Raw genomic sequence first — 19,952 nt, 5'->3', positions numbered from 1 at the left:
ACGACGATCGCCGCACCCCGGGAGCCGCACTCCCGGGGTGCGGTGCGTCCGGAGCCCCACGACCCTTGACACCCCGGAGCGGCGGGCACACGATGGACCCACCTTGTCTCGCATAGCGAACCATGTTGCGTCTTTCGCAACGACCGAAGGGGTCATCCCATGGCAGAGCTGCCCTCCAGCGCACGCGTGGTCGTCATCGGCGCCGGCATCGTCGGCAACAGCCTCGTCTACCACCTCGCCCGGCTCGGATGGCGCGACATCGTGCAGATCGACAAGGGGCCGCTGCCCAATCCGGGCGGGTCCACGGGGCACGCCTCGAACTTCATCTTCCCGGTGGACCACTCCCGCGAGATCACGGACCTGACGCTGGACAGCATGAGGCAGTACCAGGAGATGGGCGTCTTCACCGAGTCCGGCGGCTACGAGGTGGCCCGCACCGAGGAGCGGATGGAGGAGCTCCGGCGGCGAATGTCGTCGGCCAAGGCCTGGGGCATCCCCTCCGAGATCGTGACGCCGGAGCAGGTGGCCGAGAAGGTCCCGTTCCTGGATCCATCGGTCATCGTCGGCGCGTTCTACACCCCGAGCGTCGGCGTGGTCGACTCCCTGCGGGCGGGCACGATCATGCGTGAGCGCGCGCTGGAGCTCGGTGCCCTGCAGGTCGTGCCGACCGTCGAGGTCGAGGGACTGGACGTCGAGGGCGGCCGCATCCGCCGCGTGCGCACGTCCGGCGGCGACATCGAGACCGAGACGGTCGTGATCGCGTGCGGCGTGTGGAGCCCGCGCATCGCCCGGATGGCCGGGGCGCACATCCCGCTGACGCCTGCGGTGCACCAGATGATCAGCGTCGGGCCGGTCCCCCAGCTCGCCGGCACGGTCGGCGAGATCTCGTTCCCGATCGTCCGTGACATGGACACGTTCTGCTACGAGCGACAGCACGGCGGCGACATGGAGGTCGGCTCGTACGCCCACCGCGCGATCCTGCACGATCCCGACGACATCCCCTCGATCGAGCAGTCCAAGCTGTCGCCGACCGAGATGCCGTTCACGGCCGACGACTTCGATCAGCAGCTCGAGGAGGCCCTCGAGCTGATGCCCGAGGTGCTCGGCAACCCCGACGTCGAGATCCGCTACGCGATCAACGGTCTGCTGTCGCTGACCCCCGACGGCAGCCCGATCCTCGGCGAGACGCCCGAGGTCAAGGGCCTCTGGTCGGCCGCCGCGGTGTGGATCAAGGAGGGTCCCGGCGTCGGCCGCGCGGTCGCCGAGTGGATGACCGACGGCAATCCCGAGATCGACATCCACCAGTCCGACATCGCGCGGTTCTACCCGCACCAGCAGACCAAGCAGCACGTCGCGGCGCGCACCAGCGAGGGCTTCAACAAGACGTACGGCATCGTGCACCCCTTCGAGCAGTGGCAGAGCGATCGGCAGGCCCGCCTCGCGCCGATGCACGCCCGGCAGCAGGAGCTCGGGGCGACGTTCTTCGAGACGGCCGGATGGGAGCGTCCGCACTGGTACGCCTCGAACGAGGCCCTTCTCAGCGACTACGGCGATGCGGTCATGCCCCGGGCCCACGAGTGGGACGCACGCTGGTGGTCGCCGATCATCAACGCCGAGCACCTCGCGATGCGCGAGCGCGCGGGGCTGGTCGACCTGTCGGCGTTCTCGCTCTTCGACGTCACGGGCCCCGGCGCGCTCGACGCCGTGCAACGCATCGCGGTCGCCCAGATGGACGTCGCACCGGGTCGCGTCGTCTACACCCCCGTCATCGACGAGCGCGGCGGCTACCGCGCGGACCTGACGATCATGCGGCTCGGCGAGTCACACTTCCGCGTCGTCACCGGTGGCGCGCACGGCAACCTCGACCGCAAGTGGTTCCGCGACCACATGCCCGCCGACGGCTCGGCCCAGGTGAGCGACCAGACCTCGGCGTTCACGACCATCGGCGTGTGGGGCCCCCGGGCCCGCGACGTCCTCGGCGCGCTGACCGACAGCGACATCGGGCACGACGCGTTCGGGTTCGGGACGTGCCGCCACATCGAGCTCGGCTCGACCCAGGTCCTGGCGTCCCGCATCTCGTACGTCGGCGAGCTCGGCTGGGAGCTGTACGTCCCCATGGAGGGCGGCGCCCGCCTCTGGGACCAGGTCAGCGAGGCCGGGCGCCCGCACGGCCTCGTCCCGGTGGGCATTGGCGTCTACGGGACGACGGGGCGCATCGAGAAGGGCTACCGGGCGTACGGGGCCGAGCTGGACAGCGAGCGGACCATCGTCGAGGCCGGGATGCAGCGGCCCAAGGTCAAGGACGCCGACTTCATCGGCCGCGAGGCGTACGTCAAGCAGCGCGGCGAGGACCCGCTGGCGGTGATGTGCACCCTCGCGGTCGACGACCACACCTCGGCCAGCGGCGTCGAGCGCTACATGCTGGGCGGCGAGCCCGTCGTGACCCCCGACGGCGAGCCTCTCATCGACGGCCGCGGCCGCCGGTCCTACGTGACCTCGGCCGGCTCGGCGCCGTCGCTCGGCAAGCACCTCCTCATGGCCTACCTCCCGCCCGAGAAGGCTGTCGTCGGCACCCGGTTGGCAGTCGACTACATGGAGGAGCGCTATCCCGTGACGGTCGGCTCGGCGGACGCGACCGGACTGTTCGACCCCAGCAACGACCGGGTCCGGGCCTGACATGACCGACGTCCTGGTCTGCATCAAGCGCGTGCCCGAGACCTCCACCCAGGTGCTGCTGTCCGACGACCGGATGTCGGTCGACGCCCGGCACGTCGGGCACACGATCAGCCCCCATGAGGAGGCGGCCATCGAGATCGCGGTCCAGGTCGCCGAGGCGAGCGGCGGGACCGCGACCGTGCTGACCCTGGGCCCGGCCGACGCGGTCGAGCAGCTCCGGGACGCGATCGCGCTCGGGTGCACCCGCGCGGTGCACATCGAGGCCGACTCCGAGGCGTTCGGACCCGCCGACGTCGCCGCGGCGGTCGCCGAGCTCGTCCGCGGCGAGGACTTCGGGCTCGTGCTGGTCGGCAACGACGCGGCGGACAGCGGCGACTTCCAGGTCGGGGTCCGGCTGGCGTACGCCCTCGGACGCCCGGTGGTCACCGGCATCTCGACCCTCACGATCGACGGCGAGAGGCTCACCGCGCGGGGCTCGGGCCCCGAAGGAGACGAGATCTACGAGCTGCCGTGCCCCGCGGTCATCGCGATCCAGGAGGGCGGTGTCGCACCGCGCTACCCCTCGATCGTGGGCCGGATGAAGGCCAAGAAGCTGCCGATCGAGACGATCTCGACGAGCGTGTCGCCCACGACCCAGCGGCTCGGGCTGACCTCCCCTCCGGAGAAGCCGAGCACGGTCGAGGTGCTCGGCGAGGGGCCCGAGGCCGCCAAGGCCGTCGTGGACATGCTGGTCGGCATCGGGGTGGTGTCGTCATGATCCTCGTCCTCGTCGAGACCGACGCGCAAGGTGTGACCCTGACCTCCCGCGAGGCGCTGACCTTCGCCCGGACGACGGCCGAGCGGATGGGCGACCAGCAGGTCGAGGCCGTCGCCCTCGGCCCCCTGCCCGACGCACCCGCAACCCTCGCCCAGCTCGGTGAGCAGGGCGTCGCGGTCCTGCACCACGCCGACGACGAACGCCTCGCGCCCTACGGCGCCGCGGCTTGGGCAGCGGCCGTGGTGGACGCCGCCACGTCCGCGGCGGCCCGCCTCGTCGTCGCCTCCGGCACCCCGCGCGGCATGGAGGTGCTGGCGCACGTGGCCACCCGCATGGACTGCCTGATGGCCGCGAACGTCGTCGCGGTCGAGGACACTGACCCGCTCGTCGTGTCCCGCCAGGTCATGGGCGGCGGGGTCTTCGAGCGCATGCGGCTGGACGGCGACGTCGCATGCGTCGCGGTCGCCGGGCACGCGGTCGAGCCCGCACCCGCGGCGCACCCCGGCACACCGGACGTCCGCACGTACGTGCCCACGCTCACCGACGCCGACCTGTCGACCCGGGTGGTGCGCACCGAGAAGGCCGAGGGCGACGACACCTCCGCACTCACTGGTGCGAGGGTCGTCGTGGGGGCCGGACGGGGTGCAGGCAGTGCCGAGGGATTCACCGACCTGCTGGAGCTGAGGGACCTGCTGGGTGGTGCGCTCGGCGTCTCCCGCGTCGTGACGAGCCTGGGCTGGCGCCCGCACCACGAGCAGGTCGGCCAGACCGGCAGCCGCATCTCGCCGGATCTCTACGTCGCGTGCGGCATCAGCGGGGCGATCCAGCACTGGGCCGGCTGCCAGAGCGCCAAGACGATCCTGGCGATCAACACCGACCCGGACGCCCCGATGGTCACCCAGGCGCACTACGCCGTGATCGGCGATCTGCACGAGGTCGTGCCGGCGATCAACGAGGAGCTCCGCCGGCGGCGGGGCTGAGCTGCCGGCTCAGCCGCGGACCACCACGAGCTCGGGCTCGCGCCCCTCGAGGAGGCGCTTCACCTGGGCGCGGACGATCGCGTCGATGCGCGGCTGCATCGCCGACGACATGCCCCCGACGTGCGGGGAGATGAGGACGCCGGGGACGCTCCACAACGGATGGTCCGCGGGCAGCGGCTCGGGATCGGTGACGTCTGCCGCGAATCGGATGCGGCCGCCCTGACGGACGATCGCGTCGGTGTCGGCGACCTTGCCGCGCGAGACGTTGACGACGATCGCCCCGTCGGGGAGCGCCGAGAGGAAGGCGTCGTCGACCATGCCCTCGGTCCGGTCGGTCAGGGGCACGGCCAGCACGACCGCGTCGACCGTGGGCAGCAGGGACGCGAGCTCGTCGTTGCCGTGGACCACGCCGCGATCGTCCTCTCGCCGGTGGGTCGCCACCCGGACGATCTCGGCGTCGAAGCCGTCGAGGCGCTTCTCCAGCTCTGCGCCGATCCCGCCGGTCCCGACGAGCAGGATCCGCCGGTCGATCAGGCTGGCGGTGAAGCGGCGGTTCCACTGACCGGCCTCGCGGGCGTACCGGTCGACCTCGCGCTGCGAGGCCAGCAGCAGCGCGACGGCCAGCTCGGCGGTCGAGGCCTCGTGCACGCCGACCGCGTTGCAGTAGGTGATGCCCGCGGGGAGGGTCTCGGCGACCCCGTCGTAGCCCAGCGCCTGTGACTGGATGACGGACAGGCGTGACGGGTCGAGGGTCTCGAGCCCGGCCGCCGCGACGGTGTACGGGCGCACCGCGAGGTCGATGTGGCGCTCGGGCTGCGGGTCCGAGAAGTCCCAGACCGTCAGGTCGACGTCCTGGAGATCCGAGAGCCGGTCGATCCAGCCGATGTCGGGCACGGTGACGCGGAGCGTACGAGGGGCCATGCCTCGATCATGCAGGCACCCGGAGCTCGCTGCGACAGCACCCTCATGCGCCACCCAGGATTGTCTGACAATCTGGTAGCGTCGACCCATCATGCCTGCTGACCCGACCGATGCCGCGGTCCGCCCCGACGCCGTCGTCGCGGCTCTGCGCGACGCGATCCTGCGCCGCGAGCTCGCACCGGCCGGCGCCGTCACCGAGGCCTACGTCGCCACGACGTACGCCGTCGCTCGTCCCACGGCCCGCATCGCGATCGATCGCCTGGTCGCCGACGGCCTCCTGACGCGCGAGCCGCACCACGCGGCGCGCGTACGCCGCCTCGGCCGCGACGACATCGACGACCTGTTCACGACCCGGGCCGCGATCGAGGCAGCCGCCGTCGAGCTGCTCGCCGCGACCTCCACCTCCCCGTCGGAGGCCCGCGACGCCAACCGGGCGCTCGCCGACCTCCCGGCCGACGAGTCGTACGCCGCTCGCGACATCGCCTTCCACCGGGCGCTGGTGCGGGGCACCACGTCGACCCGGCTCCCCCGGCTCCACGACCTGCTGATGGGCGAGATCGAGCTCGGCATCGCGCAGGTCGAGGCACATGGGCTGCGCTCGGTCGCCGAGGTCACCGCGGATCACCAGCTGATCCTCGACGCGATCGGCGCCGGCGACGTCGAGTCCGCCGGCCGGCTCGCCCGCGCCCACGTCCTTGCCTCCCGCGACCGCCTGGTCGCCCACTACGACGCCACCCACGAAAGGTGATCCAGATGGTGCAGCGCCAGTTCCCCCGTCCCCGCGAGGTCTTCGACCTGCTGCAGTTCAAGAAGCCGGTGCTCAGCCCCAAGCGCCGCCGCCTCGAGGCAGCGCTCACGATCCACGACCTGCGGCGCATCGCCCAACGTCGTACGCCGCGGGCTGCCTTCGACTACACCGACGGCGCGGCGGAGGGCGAGCTGTCGCTCGCCCGTGCGCGTCAGGCCTTCGAGGACGTCGAGTTCAGCCCGCGCGTGCTGCGCCCGGCCCTGGACGTCGACACGTCGACGACCATCCTCGGCGGGCCGTCACGCCTGCCGTTCGCGATTGCGCCGACCGGTTTCACCCGCCTCATGCAGACCGAGGGCGAGGTCGCCGGAGCCGGAGCCGCGGGCGCGGCCGGGATCCCGTTCACCCTCTCGACGCTCGGCACGACCTCGATCGAGGGGGTCAAGGCAGCCAACCCGCACGGGCGCAACTGGTTCCAGCTCTACGTGATGCGTGACCGCGAGGTCTCCTACGAGCTGACCCGCCGGGCCGCTGCGGCCGGCTTCGACACGCTGCAGTTCACGGTCGACACCCCGGTCGCGGGCGCTCGCCTGCGCGACAAGCGCAACGGCTTCTCGATCCCGCCGCAGATCTCGCTGCGCACGGTCCTCAACGCGGCAGTCCGTCCGTGGTGGTGGTACGACTTCCTGACCACGCCCAAGCTCGAGTTCGCGTCGCTGAGCTCGACCGGCGGCACGGTCGGCGAGCTGCTCGACTCCGCGATGGATCCGACGATCTCGTACGCGGACCTCGAGGTGATCCGCGGGATCTGGCCCGGCAAGATCGTCATCAAGGGCGTGCAGAACGTCGAGGACGCCAAGCTGCTCGCGACCCAGGGCGTCGACGGCATCATCTTGTCCAACCACGGCGGACGCCAGCTCGACCGCGCGCCGGTCCCGTTCCACCTGCTGCCCGAGGTCAAGCGCGAGGTGGGCGCCCACCTCGAGATCGGCGTCGACACCGGCATCATGTCCGGCGCCGACATCGTGGCCGCGTCCGCACTCGGGGCCGACTTCTCGCTGATCGGTCGCGCGTACCTCTACGGCCTGATGGCAGGCGGACGCGCCGGGGTCGACCGCACGATCGCGATCCTCGAGGACGAGATCGTCCGCACGATGAAGCTGCTGGGCGCGTCGTCGATCGCCGAGCTCGAGCCCGCCCACGTCACCCAGCTCGAGCGCCTGGTCCCCCGCGCCCGCCCCTGACCACCAACTGGCGCAACCAGGACCGCGAGTGGCGCGTAGTGACGTTTGTGAGACGGCGTGTCGTCCACTTCTGCGCCACTCGCGGGACGGGTTGCGCCACTCGCGGGACGGGTGGCTAGCTGCGAGGGGTGAAACGGACGAGGTCGTGGGTCGCGGCGATGAGGGCGCGCATGTCCTCGAGGGTGCCGCCGACCGCGCCGAGGGCGCGGGCCTGCACCAGCACGTTGCCGAGCGCGGTCGCCTCGACCGGGCCGGCCAGCACCGTACGACCGCTGCGGTCGGCCGTGGCCTGGCACAGCAGGTGGTTGAGCGAGCCGCCGCCGACCACGTGGACGGTCCGGATCGTACGACCTGAGAGCTTCGCGGCCTGGTCCAGCGCGTCGGCGAATGCCTGCGCGAGGCTCTCCACGATCGAGCGGACGAGGGCCGCCTTGCCGGCCGGCGCCCGTACGCCGCGCTCGGCGCACCACTCGGCGATCCGGGTCGGCATGTCACCGGGCGGCATGAACCGCGGGTCCTGGACGTCGAAGACCGGGACCTCGTCGGTGACGGCCGCCGCAGCGCGCAGGATGTCGGACAGCTCGACGGCGTCGCCCTCTGACCGCCACTGGCGCAGGGTCTCGCTGAGCAGCCATGTGCCCATGACGTTGGTGAGGAAGCGGGTACGACCGTCGACGCCGCCCTCGTTGGTGAAGTTGGCGGCGCGCGCGTCCTCGGTCATGACCGGCGCGTCGAGCTCGACCCCGACCAGGCCCCAGGTGCCGCACGAGATGTACGCCGCGTCGTCGCCCTGCATCGGCACGCCGACCACGGCCGAGGCGGTGTCGTGCGAGCCGACGACGGTGACGTCCAGTCCGGGGGCCCCGATGCGGGCACCCACCTCGGGCGTCACCGGACCGAGGGTGTCCCCCGGCGCGACGAGCTCGGTGAGGATGGCCGGCGACAGGCCGGAGCGCTCGACGAGGTCGAGGTCCCAGGCGCCGGTACGCGGGTCGAGCAGGCCCGTCGTCGAGGCATTCGTCAGCTCGGTCACCGAGCGCCCCGTCAGCCAGTAGCCGACCAGGTCGGGGATGAGCAGCATCCGGTCGGCCTCGTCCACGAGGGGGTCGACCGCGAGCTGGTAGATCGTGTTGAACGGCAGGAACTGCAGCCCGTTGCGGGCGTAGAGCTCGGCCGGCGACACCCGGGCGTGGATGCGCTCCACACCCGCGGTCGTCCGCTCGTCCCGGTAGTGGAACGGCACGCCCAGCATGCGGTCGTCCCGCATGAGGGCGTAGTCGACCGCCCACGAGTCCACCGCCACGCTCCCGAGCCCGTCGGGTGACTGGCTCACGGCTGTCCACAGTCCGTCGAGAGCGTGGCGGTAGAGCTCGAGGGGGTCCCAATGGAGGCCGTCCTGGAGGGTGACGACCTCATTGGCGAAGCGCGCGACAGCGCGCAGCTCGAGGCGCCCCGGCCCCACGTCGCCGACCATCACGCGGCCGCTGGAGGCGCCGAGATCGATGGCGGCGACGGAGACGGGGTGCATACGGGTCCTCTAGCGAAGGAACGCGGCGGCCACGCCGGCGTCCACGGGGATGTGCAGACCGGTGGTCTGGGTCAGGTCGGGTCCGACCAGCGCGTACACCGCGTTCGCGACGTGGTCCGGCAGGACCTCGCGCTTGAGCAGCGTGCGCTGCGCGTAGAACGCACCCAGGTCCTTCTCGTCGACTCCGTAGACCGCGGCGCGGTTCGCGCCCCAACCGCTGGAGAAGATGCCCGAGCCCTGCACGACGCCGTCGGGGTTGATGCCGTTGACCCGCACACCGTGGCCACCGAGCTCGGCGGCCAGCAGGCGCACCTGGTGGGCCTGGTCGGCCTTGGTCGCGGAGTACGCGATGTTGTTGGGCCCGGCGAACACCGAGTTCTTGCTGGAGATGTAGACGATGTCGCCACCCAGCCCCTGCTCGATCAGTGCCTTGGCGGCGGTCCGCGAGACCAGGAACGAGCCCTTGGCCATCACGTTGTGCTGCAGGTCCCAGTCCGCGACGGTCGTGTCCAGCAGCGACTTCGACAGCGACAGACCAGCGTTGTTGACCACGAGATCAAGACCGCCGAACGCCAGCAGCGTCGCATCGACAGCGGCCTGGACGGCGTCCTCGTCGGACACGTCGGCCTGGACGCCGATCGCGACGTCGGTGCCGCCGATCTCGGCGGCCGCGGCCTGAGCCTTGGCCAGGTCGAGGTCGGCGATCGCGACGACCGCACCCTGCGAGGCGAGCTTCTTGGCGATGGCCTTGCCGATGCCGGACGCGGCACCGGTCACGAGCGCGATGCGGGTCGCGAGGGGCTTCGGCGCGGGCATGCGCTGCAGCTTGGCCTCCTCGAGCGCCCAGTACTCGATGCGGAACTTCTCCGCCTCGTCGATCGGGGCGTACGTCGACAGACCCTCGGCGCCGCGCATCACGTTGATCGCGTTGACGTAGAACTCACCGGCGACGCGAGCGGTCTGCTTGTCCTTGCCGAAGCTGAACATGCCGACGCCCGGCACCAGGACGATGAGCGGATCGGCGCCGCGGATCGCCGGGCTGTCCGCAACCGCGTTGCGGTCGTAGTACGCCTGGTAGTCCTCGCGGTACGCGACGTGCAGCTCGCGCAGACGGGAGATCGAGTCCTCGACCGAGGCGTCCGACGGCAGGTCCAGCACGAGCGGCTTGACCTTGGTGCGCAGGAAGTGGTCGGGGCAGCTCGTGCCGAGCGCGGCAAGACGCGGGTGCTCGGACGAGGCGAGGAAGTCCAGGACGACGTCGCTGTCGGTGAAGTGACCGACCATCGGCTTGTCCTGCGAGGCGATCGAGCGGATCGTCGGCACGAGGGCGGCAGCCTTGGCGCGACGCTCGGCCTCCGGCAGCGGCGCGTAGCCGTCCAGCGCGGGCCCGAAGGGCTCAGGACGCGAGTGCTCGTCGATGTACGCCGCAGCGGTCTCGATGATCCACAGCGAGTTCTTCTCGGCCTCGTCGGACGTGTCGCCCCACGCGGTGATGCCGTGACCGCCCAGGATGCAGCCGATCGCGTCGGGGTTCTTCGCCTTGATCTCCGCGATGTCCAGGCCCAGCTGGAAGCCGGGACGACGCCACGGCACCCACACGACCTTCCCGCCGAAGATCGTCTGCGTCAGCTGCTCGCCGTCCGCAGCGGTCGCGATCGCGATGCCGGAGTCCGGGTGCAGGTGGTCCACGTGCGCCGCGTCGACGAGACCGTGCATCGCGGTGTCGATCGACGGCGCGGCGCCGCCCTTGCCGTGCAGGCAGTAGTCGAACGCGGCGACCATCTCGTCCTCGCGCTCGAGGCCCGGGTAGACGTCGACGAGCGCCCGCATGCGGTCGAGCCGGAGCACGGCCAGGCCCTGCTCCTTCAACGTGCCGAGGTCTCCTCCGGAGCCCTTCACCCAGAGCAGCTCGACGTCCTCGCCCGTGACGGGGTCGGTCTCGGTGCCCTTGGCGGAGGTGTTGCCGCCCGCGTAGTTGGTGTTCTTGGGGTCGCTGCCGAGGCGGTTGGACCGCGCGATCAGCTCGGCTGCGGTGCCCGATGTCGTGGAGTTCAGTGTCATGTGGGTGTCCTGTGTCCTAGTTCCAGCTGGCCTGGGTGCCGCCGACTCGCTCGGCCTCGATCTGCTCTTGGTAACCGCTCTCGGCGTACGCCTGCATGGGGTTGGCCGGCAGTCCCTGCTCCTCGCGCCACGCGGCGAGATCGGCGCGGACGTCGGTGTAGAACGCGTCCATGAAGATCTCGTTGGCGCCCAGCACGTCGCCCTCGTCCTGAGCCTGCTGGAGCGCTGCGGTGTCGAGCATGAGCGCCCGCGCCGTCATCTCCTGCACGTTGAGGACCGAGCGGATCTGCCCCGGGATCTTCTTCTCGATGTTGTGGCACTGGTCGAGCATGAACGCGACGTCACTGTCGGGGCCGTAGCCGCCGCCACGGACGACCTCGACCATGATGCGGAACAGCTGGAACGGGTCCGCCGAGCCCACGATCAGGTCGTCGTCGGCGTAGAACCGGCTGTTGAAGTCGAAGGAGCCGAGCTTCCCGAGGCGCAGGAGCTGCGCGACGATGAACTCGATGTTGGTGCCCGGCGCGTGGTGGCCGGTGTCGAGGCACACGAACGCCTTCTCGCCCAGCGCGGCGACCTGCACGTACGACGTGCCCCAGTCCGGGACGTCCGTGTGGTAGAACGCCGGCTCGAAGAACTTGTACTCCAGCACGAGGCGCTGGTCGTCGCCGATGCGGTCGTAGATCGTCGCGAGCGACTCGGCGAGCCGGTCCTGCCGGCCACGCATGTCGCCCTGGCCGGGGTAGTTCGTGCCCTCGGCGAGCCAGATCTTCAGGTCGCGCGAGCCCGTCTGGTCCATGACGTCGACACATGCCAGGTGGTGATCGATGGCCTTCTGCCGGATGCGCTTGTCGGTGTGCGTCAGCGCGCCGAGCTTGTAGTCGTCGTCCTGGAAGGTGTTGGAGTTGATCGTGCCGAGCCCGATGCCGAGATCCTCGGCGTAGCGCCGCAGGGCGGCGAAGTCGTCGACCAGGTCCCACGGGATGTGCAGGGAGACGAGCGGCGCGAGGCCCGTGAAGCGGTTGACGGTCGCGGCATCGGCGATCTTCTCCTCGACCGTACGTGGGGTGCCGGCCGAGCCGAACACCTTGAACCGGGTACCGGAGTTGCCGTAGGCCCAGGACGGGACCTCGATGGCCTGTCCTGCGAGCTGCGCGCTGATCGCGCTGAAAGTCGTCATCGTCTGCTTCTCTCGTTCCGCGGCGCCCGCTCGGCGCCTGCGCGTTAAATCGATTCAATCACACGGTCATGCGTCCCGCCACCGACGTACGTCAGGCGGTGGGACGGTCCAGCTGGTCCTCCAGGTGGAAGACCTCCTCGAGCTCCAGGAAGCCCGTGTCGGGAGCGGCGTCGCCGAGGTCGACGAAGAACTCGGCCATCTCGGCCTGCCAGCGTCCGTTCACCTCGGTGCGCGCCATGCCCTCCTGCGCGTCCCGCAGGGACGGGGTCTCGAAGTAGCCGATCAACAGGCCATCGGGACGCAGGAAGAGCGAGTAGTTGTGCCAGCCGGTGTCGGCCAGCGCTCGGAGCATGTCCGGCCAGACCGCCGCGTGGCGCCGCTTGTACTCCTCGATGCGCTCGGGCTTGACCTGGAGCTGGAAGCAGACGCGACGCATCGCACGGGGCCTTTCTCGCCGGGGAAGTGTGAGGGGGTGCCCGGCCGGCGGCACGAGGCCGCCGGCCGGGCGCGGTTCATCGACTCAGAAGTCGAAGTCGCCGATGTTGTCCTTGGTGAACTCGAACGGGTCGCCCAGCACGACGACGCCGTCCTTGCCGACGGTGTAGTCACCGAGCTTGCCGGCGGTGAACTTGTCACCCTCCTTGCCCGAGATGTCGCCGTCGACGAGCGCCTTGGCCGCGAACGCCGCCAGGTAGCCGAGGTCCTCGGGGTTCCACAGCGCGAACGCGTCGACGGTGCCGTTCTCGACGTACTCACGCATCTGGTTCGGCGTGCCGAGGCCCGTGACCTTGACCTTGCCCTTGTAGTCCGAGTCGGACACGTAGCGCGCGGCCGCGGCGATGCCGACGGTCGTGGGCGAGACGATGCCCTTGAGCTTCGGGTACTTCTGCAGCAGCGCCGACGTCTTGTCGAACGACGTCTGGTCGTCATCGTTGCCGTAGACCGTGTCGACGAGCTCGATGTCGGGGTGGTTGGCCTCGAGGTCCTTCTTCATGAGGTCGATCCACGTGTTCTGGTTGGTCGCGTTGGCCGCGGCCGACAGGATCGCGATCTGGCCCTTGCCACCGATCTGCTCGGCGATCATCTTGACCTGCACCTTGGCGATGCCCTCGGCGCTGGCCTGGTTGATGAACAGGTCGCGGTACTCCGGCTCGACGTCGGAGTCGAACGTGACGACCTTGGTGCCCGCGTCGCGAGCCTCCTCCAGTGCGTCACCGATGGCCTTGGGGTCGTTGGCCGAGACGACGAGCGCGTTGACGCCCTGCTGCGCCGCGGTGTTGATGAACGGGACCTGCGCGTCGGGGCTGGCCTCCTGCGGGCCGACCTCGGAGAACTTGCCGCCGAACTCCTTGACGGCGGTCTTGCCGCCCTTGTCGCTGGTATCGAAGTACGGGTTGCCCAGGTTCTTGGGCAAGAAGGTGACCGAGACGGACTTGCCGTCCGTGCCGCTTCCACTGCCCTCGCTGCTGTCGCTGCCGCCGCACGCGGAGAGCGTGAGCGCAGCGCTGGCAACCAGTGCCGTCAGGGCGCTGGCCCGCTTCTTGTTGAACTTCATTCGTTCTTCCCTTCGGTGTGAGCTGACGCCAGCTGCTGGCGCTCATCGGGGCGAGAGCCGCCCCGCTTCTTGATCCCTGTCGTCGCCCGAGAGACCGCGGACAGGAAGCTGGTGGACATCACGGAGATCACGAGGAGCAAGCCGATGATGATGTTGATGATGTTGTCGGTGACGTCCTCCAGACGCAGTGCGCTGGAGATGACACCGATCAGCAGGACGCCGGGGATGACGCCGTGCAGCGCCCCCCGTCCGCCGAAGATGGACACGCCGCCGAGCAGGACCGCCGCGATGACGCGCATCTCCATGCCGGTCGCGTTGTCGCCACGCGCACTGCCGAACCGCAACGTGAAGTAGACACCTGCGAACGCGGCGACCGCTCCGGCCATCACGAACAGCAAGAACTTGGTGCGGGCCACGTTGACGCCGGTGAAGTGGGCGGCCTCGTCGTTCAGGCCGATGTCGAAGATCCCCCGGCCGAACGAGGTGAAGTGCAGGAGCACGATGAAGAAGATCGCCAGCACCAGGAACGGGATCATGATGACCGGATAGCTGCTGTCGCCGATCCGGTCCTTGGCCAGATCAGTCCACTTCTCGGGGAAGTCGGTCACGGCCGTGGTGCCGAGCAGGCCGACCGCGAGACCGCGGTAGAGCGCGAGCGTGCCGATCGTCACGGCCAGGGAGGGCAGCCCGACGTACGCGATGAGGAAGCCGTTGAACGCCCCGCACACGATGCCGACCGCGATCGCCACGAGCGCAGCCGACGGGATCGACCAGCCGCTCTGGTGCAGGTCGCCGACCAGGACGCTGCTGAGCCCGACCACGCTGGCGACCGACAGGTCGATCTCCCCCGTGATGATGATGAGCGTCATGGGCAGGGCGATGAGCAGGATCGGTGCGAGGTCGAGCAGCAGGTAGTAGACCGTCAGCGGGCCGTCGAAGGCCGGGACCTCGCTGCGCGAGTAGAAGAACACGACGAGCAGCAGCGCGATGACGGCGAACTCGCGGGTCAGGATGACGCGCTGCCACAACGGCTTGGCATAGGACGCGTACGTGCGCCTGGTCGTGGTCGCGGGGTCTGTGGTGGTGGTCATGATGCGTCCCTCGCCTCGATGAGCTTGCGCGATCTACGGACGGCGAGGAGCCGGTCCAGGACGATCGCGCCGATGATGAGCACGCCGACGACGGCCTGCTGCCAGAAGTCCTGCACGCCGATGATGGGCAGAGCACGGTTGATCGTGATGAGCAGCCAGGCTCCGATGGCGGCGCCCCAGACCGATCCGCTGCCGCCGAAGATCGCGACGCCGCCGATCACGGCCGCGCCGATCGCCTGCAGCTCGATGCCGCTGCCGGCGTTGGAGGCGACCGTGCCGTAGCGGGCCGCGAACAGCACGCCGGCGAGACCGGCCAGGGCGCCGCACAGGACGAACGCACCGGCGACGCGACGGCGCACCTTCAGGCCGTAGAGGTGGGCGGCATCAGGATCGGACCCGATCGCGTAGAGCTCACGCCCGCCGCGGGTGGTCCGCAGGTAGTAGCCCACCGCGACCAGCACCACGACGGCGATGATCGTGAGCACCGGGATGGAAAGGATCGACTTGGTGCCGAGGGACAGGAATCCCGACGGCATGTCGGAGGCGTTGATGCGGTTGCTGCCGGCCCACTCGAGGACCACGCCGCGGTAGATGTAGAGCGTCCCGAGGGTGATGACCAGCGCGGGGACCCTTCCGAACGCCACGAGCAGACCGTTGATCAGTCCGAGCCCGGCGCCGACGGCGATGCCGATGACGAACACCAGCACGATCGGGATGCCCGGGTTGTCGACGAAGAGCCGGCCCGTCAGGTATGCGGTGAGTGCCAGCGTCGAGCCGACCGAGAGGTCGATGTTGCGGGTGATGATGACCACCGACTGGCCGACCGCCAGCAGGAGCAGGATCGCCGGGGCCAGCAGCAGGTCACGCCAGCTGTCGCTGCTGAACAGGAACGACTGGCGCTGCGACGTCGCGGCGAGCACGACCAGCACGAGCACCAGCGCGATGGCTGACTCGCGAGAGGTGAGGAGCGTCGAGACGAACCGCTGGGCGGACGACTTCCTGCTCGGGGCGACGAGGGTGTCGGTCATGCGGGGACTCCAGCGTTCGTGGCGGCGGTCATGACGCTCTCGGGCGTCGCGTCCGCGCGGTCGATGTCTGCGGTGATGCGTCCCTCGTTGACGACGAGGACGCGGTCGGCCATGCCCAGCACCTCGGGCAGCTCGGAGGAGATCATGAGGATCGCCATGCCTTGGCCGGCCAGCTCGGAGAGGAGACGGTGGACCTCGGACTTGGTGCCCACGTCGATGCCGCGGGTCGGCTCGTCGATGATCAGCAGCTGGGGATCCGTCGCGAGCCACTTGGCGATGACGACCTTCTGCTGGTTGCCACCGCTCATCGTCGCGGCGTTCATGCTGAGCGCGTTGGTCTTGACCTCGAGCCGTCCGGCCCAGGGCGCGGCAGCCTTGTTCTCCGCGGCACGCGTGAGGATCCCGAGCTTCGCGAGCTTGCCCCGGATCACGGCCGCGACGTTGTGCGCGACGGACGCGTCGACGACGAGTCCCTGCTGGCGACGGTCCTCGGGGACGAAGGCCATGCCGAGGCGGATCGCGGCCCGCGGGTTGCGCGCCGGGACGGGCGTGCCGCCGAGGACGACGGTGCCGGAGTCGTACGCGTCGACGCCGAAGACCGCGCGGGCGATCTCGCTGCGCCCAGCCCCGACCAGGCCGGCCAGTGCGACGATCTCACCCGAGCGGACCTCGAAGCTGACGTCGTGGAACACGCCGGCGCGCTCGAGGTTGCTGACCTGCAGCACCGGGTCGCCGATCTCGGCGGGCGTCTTGGGGAACAGGTCGCCGACCTCGCGGCCGACCATCTTGGCGACGATCTCCCCGCTGGTGGTCTCGGCGATCGGGTCGGTCGAGATGTACTCGCCGTCACGCATGACCGTGACCATGTCGCACAGCGCGAAGACCTCCTCGAAGCGGTGCGAGATGAACACGAGGGCACGTCCCTCGTCGCGCAGGCTGCGCGCGACCGCGAACAGCCGGTCGACCTCGACACCGCTCAGGGCGGCCGTCGGCTCGTCCATGATCAGGACGCTGGCGTCCAGGGAGATGGCCTTGGCGATCTCGATGATCTGCTGGTCCGCGATCGACAGGCCCTCGGCCAGGCGCCGCGGGTCCAGGTTGACGCCGAGTCGCTGGAACAGCCGCTGCGCCTCGGCGTGCATCGCCTTGCGGTCGATGCGACGACCCGCGCCGAGCGGCTGACGGCCCATGAACAGGTTCTCGGTGACCGACAGGTCGGGGAAGAGCGTGGGCTCCTGGTAGATGACGGCGATGCCGGCGTCCTTCGACGCGGCGGTCGAGGAGAAGTCGACGCTCTTGCCGTGCAGCAGGAACTCGCCACCGTCGCGCTGGTAGAGCCCCGCGATGATCTTGACCAGGGTCGACTTGCCGGCGCCGTTCTCGCCCACCAGGGCGTGGATCGACCCCGAGTGCACCGTCAGACTGCCCGATCGCAGCGCGGCGACGGGCCCGAAGGACTTGCGCACCTGCTGGAGCTGCAGAGCGACAGGACCGCTCGTGTTCATGTGATCTCCGTGATCTGTACGGCGTCTTTGAATCGTTTTAATGTACAACTCCGAGACTGTAGGTCGGCAATCGCGGGTTCGTCAACCCGTTTGGTTAAATCGTGTTAACCTCCTCGACATGCCCGTGGCCCAGGTGCGTGACGTCGCCGCTCTGGCCGGCGTGTCCCCCGCGACGGTGTCCAATGCGCTGAATCACCCGTCGAAGGTCTCCCCCGACACGTTCGCCCGCATCCAGGCGGCCATCGACGAGCTGGGCTACATCCGCAACGATGCAGCGCGGCAGCTCCGGGCCGGCACCAACCGCGCGATCGGCATGATCGTGCTCGACATCGGCAACCCGTTCTTCACCGACGTCGCGCGTGGCGTGGAGGACGTCCTGCTCGACCAGCAGCGCCCGCTCATCCTCGGCAACAGCGCCCAGCAGCCCGCTCGCGAGACCAACTACCTCGACCTGTTCGAGCAGCAGCGCATGGACGGCGTGCTCATCACGCCGGTCGGTGACGTCCTGGACCGGCTGCGGCGACTGCGCGACCGTGGGACGAGCGTCGTGCTGGTCGACCGCATGACCCGCGCGAAGGAGTTCTCCTCGGTCGCCCTCGACGACAAGATGGGCGGTCGCATCGCGACCGAGCACCTGCTGGCGACGGGCCGCGAGCGCATCGTGTTCATCGGCGGGCCGGCCAAGATCACCCAGGTCAAGACCCGTCTCGCTGCCGCCCGGCTCGCCGTCGAGCAGCACGGTGGTGCCGCCGAGCTCACGTTCGTGGAGACCGATGCCATGAACGCCGAGGCGGGTCGCGCCGGCGTCGAGCAGCTCCTCGCGCTGCCCGCCAAGCAGCGTCCCGATGCGGTCTTCGCAGCCAACGACCTCATCGCCCTCGGCGTGCTGCAGGCGCTGACGCTCGCCGGGCTACGCGTGCCGGACGACATCGCGATCATCGGCTACGACGACATCGACTTCGCCGCGTCGGCGGCCATCCCGCTGTCGTCGGTGCGTCAGCCGGCACACGACATGGGCTCGGTCGCCGCGAGGACGCTGATCGGCGTCATCGCCGACCCCGCGGGCTCGAAGGTCCAGCACGTCACGCTCAAGCCGCAGCTCGTCGTCCGCCGCTCGACCGGGGGCTAGTCCAGCGCCGCGCCCGACGCCGGACCATCAGCGTCCGTGCGACAGCAGGGGGTCCCCGAGCTCCCTGACCGAGGCCCGGGCTCCGTGGTCGCGCAGCCCCTGCATCGCCGTCACGTACACGGTCACGAACCGCTCGTCGTCCCGGACGCCCTCGAACATCGAGAGCGACAGCATCGCGGCGGGATCGCCGTCCTGTCTCGCGGCCGCCGTGGTGATCTCGTCGTGCCGGACGTCGACGAGCTCCAGCGGCCGGCCTTCGTCGTCGACGCCCTCGGCGTAGCGCGCCCACCCCGCGAGGGCCAGCACCGCGCGGTCGATCTCGCCGCCCGCCGCGAGCTGGGCACGCAGGACGGGAAGCAGGAACTTGGGCAGCCGCTCCGATCCGTCGACGCACTGACGGGCCAGCGTGTCGGCGATGTGGGCGTTGCCGAACCGCTGCATGAGCGTGGCCCGGTAGGCGGCGAAGTCGACGTCGGGCACGGGTTCGAGGGTCGGCTGTCCCTCGTGCTCCATGTAGCCCTCGACCAGCGCCGCGAAGTCATCGTCGTGGGCGGCGTCGTGGACGTAAGTCAGCCCGGCGAGCGATCCGAGGTAGCCCATGACCTGGTGGCTCGCGTTCAGCAGACGCAGCTTCATGAGCTCGTGGGGGCGGACGTCGTCGACCACGGTCACCCCGACGCCCTCGAGGTCGGGCCGGCCGGCGCTGAACTCGTCGCTGATGACCCACTGGAGGTAGGGCTCGCAGGTCACCGGACGCGCGTCGTCGATGCCGAACCGCTCCGCCAGGAACTCGCGGTCCGCATCGGTCGTCACCGGGGTGATGCGGTCGACCATGCTGTGGGGAAAGGCGACGCGCTGCTCGATCCACGCGGCCAGCTCGTCATTACGCAGAGCCGCGAAACCCTGGATCGCCCGACGGGCCACGGCTCCGTTGGCCTCGATGTTGTCGCACGAGACGACCGTGAACGGCTCCAGACCGCGCCGGCGACGGCGGTCGAGCGCCTCGGCGACGATGCCGAACACCGTCGCGGGCGTCGCACCCGGCTCGAGATCCGCCGTGACCGCCGGGGCGTCGGCGTCGAACTCCCCGTCCCCGCCGATCAGGTTGTAGCCGCCCTCGGTGATCGTCAGCGACACGATGCGGGTCGCCTCTGCCGCCATCTTCTCGATGACGGCCTCGGTGTCGTCGGGCGCGTACAGGAAGTCCACGATCGAGCCGATGACGCGCGCCTGCACGTCGCCGTCGGGGTGTCGCTCCACCACGGTGTAGAGGTGGTCCTGCGCCGCGAGCGCCGCCTGCATCTCCCGGTCCGGCGGGAGCAGACCCACGCCACAGATGCCCCATTCCGTCGCGCCGGCCTCGAGGAGCCGGTCGACGTAGACCGCCTGGTGCGAGCGGTGGAACCCGCCGACCCCCACGTGCACGATTCCCGGCGACACCGCCGAACGCTCGTAGGTCGGCCTCGCGACCTCAGGTGGCAGGTCTGCCAACGACGCGTCGCTCAGCCTCATGGAGTCATCATGGCTCAGCGCCGCCGCATCCGCAGCC

The 19,952-nt window shown here is 70.1% G+C and carries 16 protein-coding genes; 6 read left to right on the top strand and 10 right to left on the bottom strand.

The features are described from left to right. Positions 1–159 precede the first annotated feature (159 nt). From GEV27_RS04985 to GEV27_RS04975, 3 genes are read left to right on the top strand one after another with little or no spacing between them, the layout of a single operon-like run. Positions 160–2,676: an FAD-dependent oxidoreductase gene (locus GEV27_RS04985; protein ID WP_153933603.1), complete on the top strand. Its 2,517-nt coding sequence runs from the start codon at positions 160–162 to the stop codon at positions 2,674–2,676. A gap of 1 nt (position 2,677) precedes the next feature. Next, positions 2,678–3,433 carry an electron transfer flavoprotein subunit beta/FixA family protein gene (locus GEV27_RS04980; RefSeq protein WP_153933602.1) on the top strand — a complete coding sequence of 252 codons (756 nt, stop codon included), beginning with the start codon at positions 2,678–2,680 and terminating at the stop codon, positions 3,431–3,433. Beyond that, positions 3,430–4,413: an electron transfer flavoprotein subunit alpha/FixB family protein gene (locus GEV27_RS04975; RefSeq protein ID WP_153933601.1), complete on the top strand. Its 984-nt coding sequence runs from the start codon at positions 3,430–3,432 to the stop codon at positions 4,411–4,413. The genes GEV27_RS04980 and GEV27_RS04975 overlap by 4 nt, the downstream gene beginning before the upstream one ends. A 9-nt stretch (positions 4,414–4,422) precedes the next feature. On the opposite strand, the gene GEV27_RS04970 is transcribed toward GEV27_RS04975, so the two are convergent. Next, positions 4,423–5,334, bottom strand: a complete 912-nt coding sequence (locus GEV27_RS04970; protein WP_153933600.1) for an NAD(P)-dependent oxidoreductase — start codon at positions 5,332–5,334, stop codon at positions 4,423–4,425. A 91-nt stretch (positions 5,335–5,425) separates the two neighbouring features. Between GEV27_RS04970 and GEV27_RS04965 the strand changes: the two genes are divergently transcribed. Together GEV27_RS04965 and GEV27_RS04960 are read left to right on the top strand one after the other, a co-directional pair. Further along, positions 5,426–6,082 carry a GntR family transcriptional regulator gene (locus GEV27_RS04965; protein WP_153933599.1) on the top strand — a complete coding sequence of 219 codons (657 nt, stop codon included), beginning with the start codon at positions 5,426–5,428 and terminating at the stop codon, positions 6,080–6,082. Positions 6,083–6,087: 5 nt separating this feature from the next. Next, positions 6,088–7,326: an alpha-hydroxy acid oxidase gene (locus GEV27_RS04960; RefSeq protein WP_153933598.1), complete on the top strand. Its 1,239-nt coding sequence runs from the start codon at positions 6,088–6,090 to the stop codon at positions 7,324–7,326. Positions 7,327–7,441: 115 nt separating this feature from the next. On the opposite strand, the gene GEV27_RS04955 is transcribed toward GEV27_RS04960, so the two are convergent. The 8 genes from GEV27_RS04955 to GEV27_RS04920 form a co-directional block, all read right to left on the bottom strand. Beyond that, positions 7,442–8,854, bottom strand: a complete 1,413-nt coding sequence (locus GEV27_RS04955; RefSeq protein WP_153933597.1) for a rhamnulokinase family protein — start codon at positions 8,852–8,854, stop codon at positions 7,442–7,444. 9 nt (positions 8,855–8,863) lie between these two features. After that, positions 8,864–10,915, bottom strand: a complete 2,052-nt coding sequence (locus GEV27_RS04950) for a bifunctional aldolase/short-chain dehydrogenase (RefSeq protein WP_153933596.1) — start codon at positions 10,913–10,915, stop codon at positions 8,864–8,866. Positions 10,916–10,931: 16 nt separating this feature from the next. Continuing rightward, complete coding sequence (gene rhaI, locus GEV27_RS04945; RefSeq protein ID WP_153933595.1) at positions 10,932–12,095, bottom strand: L-rhamnose isomerase; 1,164 nt, start codon at positions 12,093–12,095, stop codon at positions 10,932–10,934. A 91-nt stretch (positions 12,096–12,186) separates the two neighbouring features. Further along, positions 12,187–12,531, bottom strand: a complete 345-nt coding sequence (locus GEV27_RS04940; RefSeq protein ID WP_153653879.1) for an L-rhamnose mutarotase — start codon at positions 12,529–12,531, stop codon at positions 12,187–12,189. Between the two features lie 84 nt (positions 12,532–12,615). Next, positions 12,616–13,650 (bottom strand): rhamnose ABC transporter substrate-binding protein, encoded by a 1,035-nt coding sequence (gene rhaS / locus GEV27_RS04935; RefSeq protein ID WP_153933594.1) that lies wholly within the window; start codon positions 13,648–13,650, stop codon positions 12,616–12,618. After that, on the bottom strand, positions 13,647–14,741 hold the full coding sequence (locus GEV27_RS04930) for an ABC transporter permease (RefSeq protein WP_153653883.1): 1,095 nt from the start codon (positions 14,739–14,741) through the stop codon (positions 13,647–13,649). The genes rhaS and GEV27_RS04930 overlap by 4 nt, the downstream gene beginning before the upstream one ends. Beyond that, complete coding sequence (locus tag GEV27_RS04925) at positions 14,738–15,769, bottom strand: ABC transporter permease (protein ID WP_153653884.1); 1,032 nt, start codon at positions 15,767–15,769, stop codon at positions 14,738–14,740. Before GEV27_RS04925 ends, GEV27_RS04930 begins: the two co-directional genes overlap by 4 nt. Beyond that, positions 15,766–17,274 (bottom strand): sugar ABC transporter ATP-binding protein, encoded by a 1,509-nt coding sequence (locus GEV27_RS04920; RefSeq protein WP_153933593.1) that lies wholly within the window; start codon positions 17,272–17,274, stop codon positions 15,766–15,768. Before GEV27_RS04920 ends, GEV27_RS04925 begins: the two co-directional genes overlap by 4 nt. A gap of 118 nt (positions 17,275–17,392) precedes the next feature. Here GEV27_RS04920 and GEV27_RS04915 point away from each other — a divergent pair, with 118 nt between their 5' ends. Next, the gene (locus GEV27_RS04915) at positions 17,393–18,403 is read left to right on the top strand and encodes a LacI family DNA-binding transcriptional regulator (RefSeq protein WP_153910198.1); all 1,011 of its coding nucleotides are present in this window, start codon (positions 17,393–17,395) and stop codon (positions 18,401–18,403) included. A 27-nt stretch (positions 18,404–18,430) separates the two neighbouring features. Here the strand turns inward: GEV27_RS04915 and GEV27_RS04910 are convergent, their stop codons facing one another. After that, a complete protein-coding gene (locus GEV27_RS04910) occupies positions 18,431–19,915 on the bottom strand; it encodes a mannitol dehydrogenase family protein (RefSeq protein ID WP_153933592.1) in 1,485 nt (494 codons plus the stop codon). Positions 19,916–19,952 lie beyond the last annotated feature (37 nt).

The organism is Aeromicrobium sp. S22 (assembly GCF_009661045.1).
In the GTDB taxonomy this organism is placed as follows: domain Bacteria; phylum Actinomycetota; class Actinomycetes; order Propionibacteriales; family Nocardioidaceae; genus Aeromicrobium; species Aeromicrobium yanjiei.
Note: the sequence above shows the minus strand (reverse complement) of the source record. Positions and strands in the feature narration are given on the sequence as shown.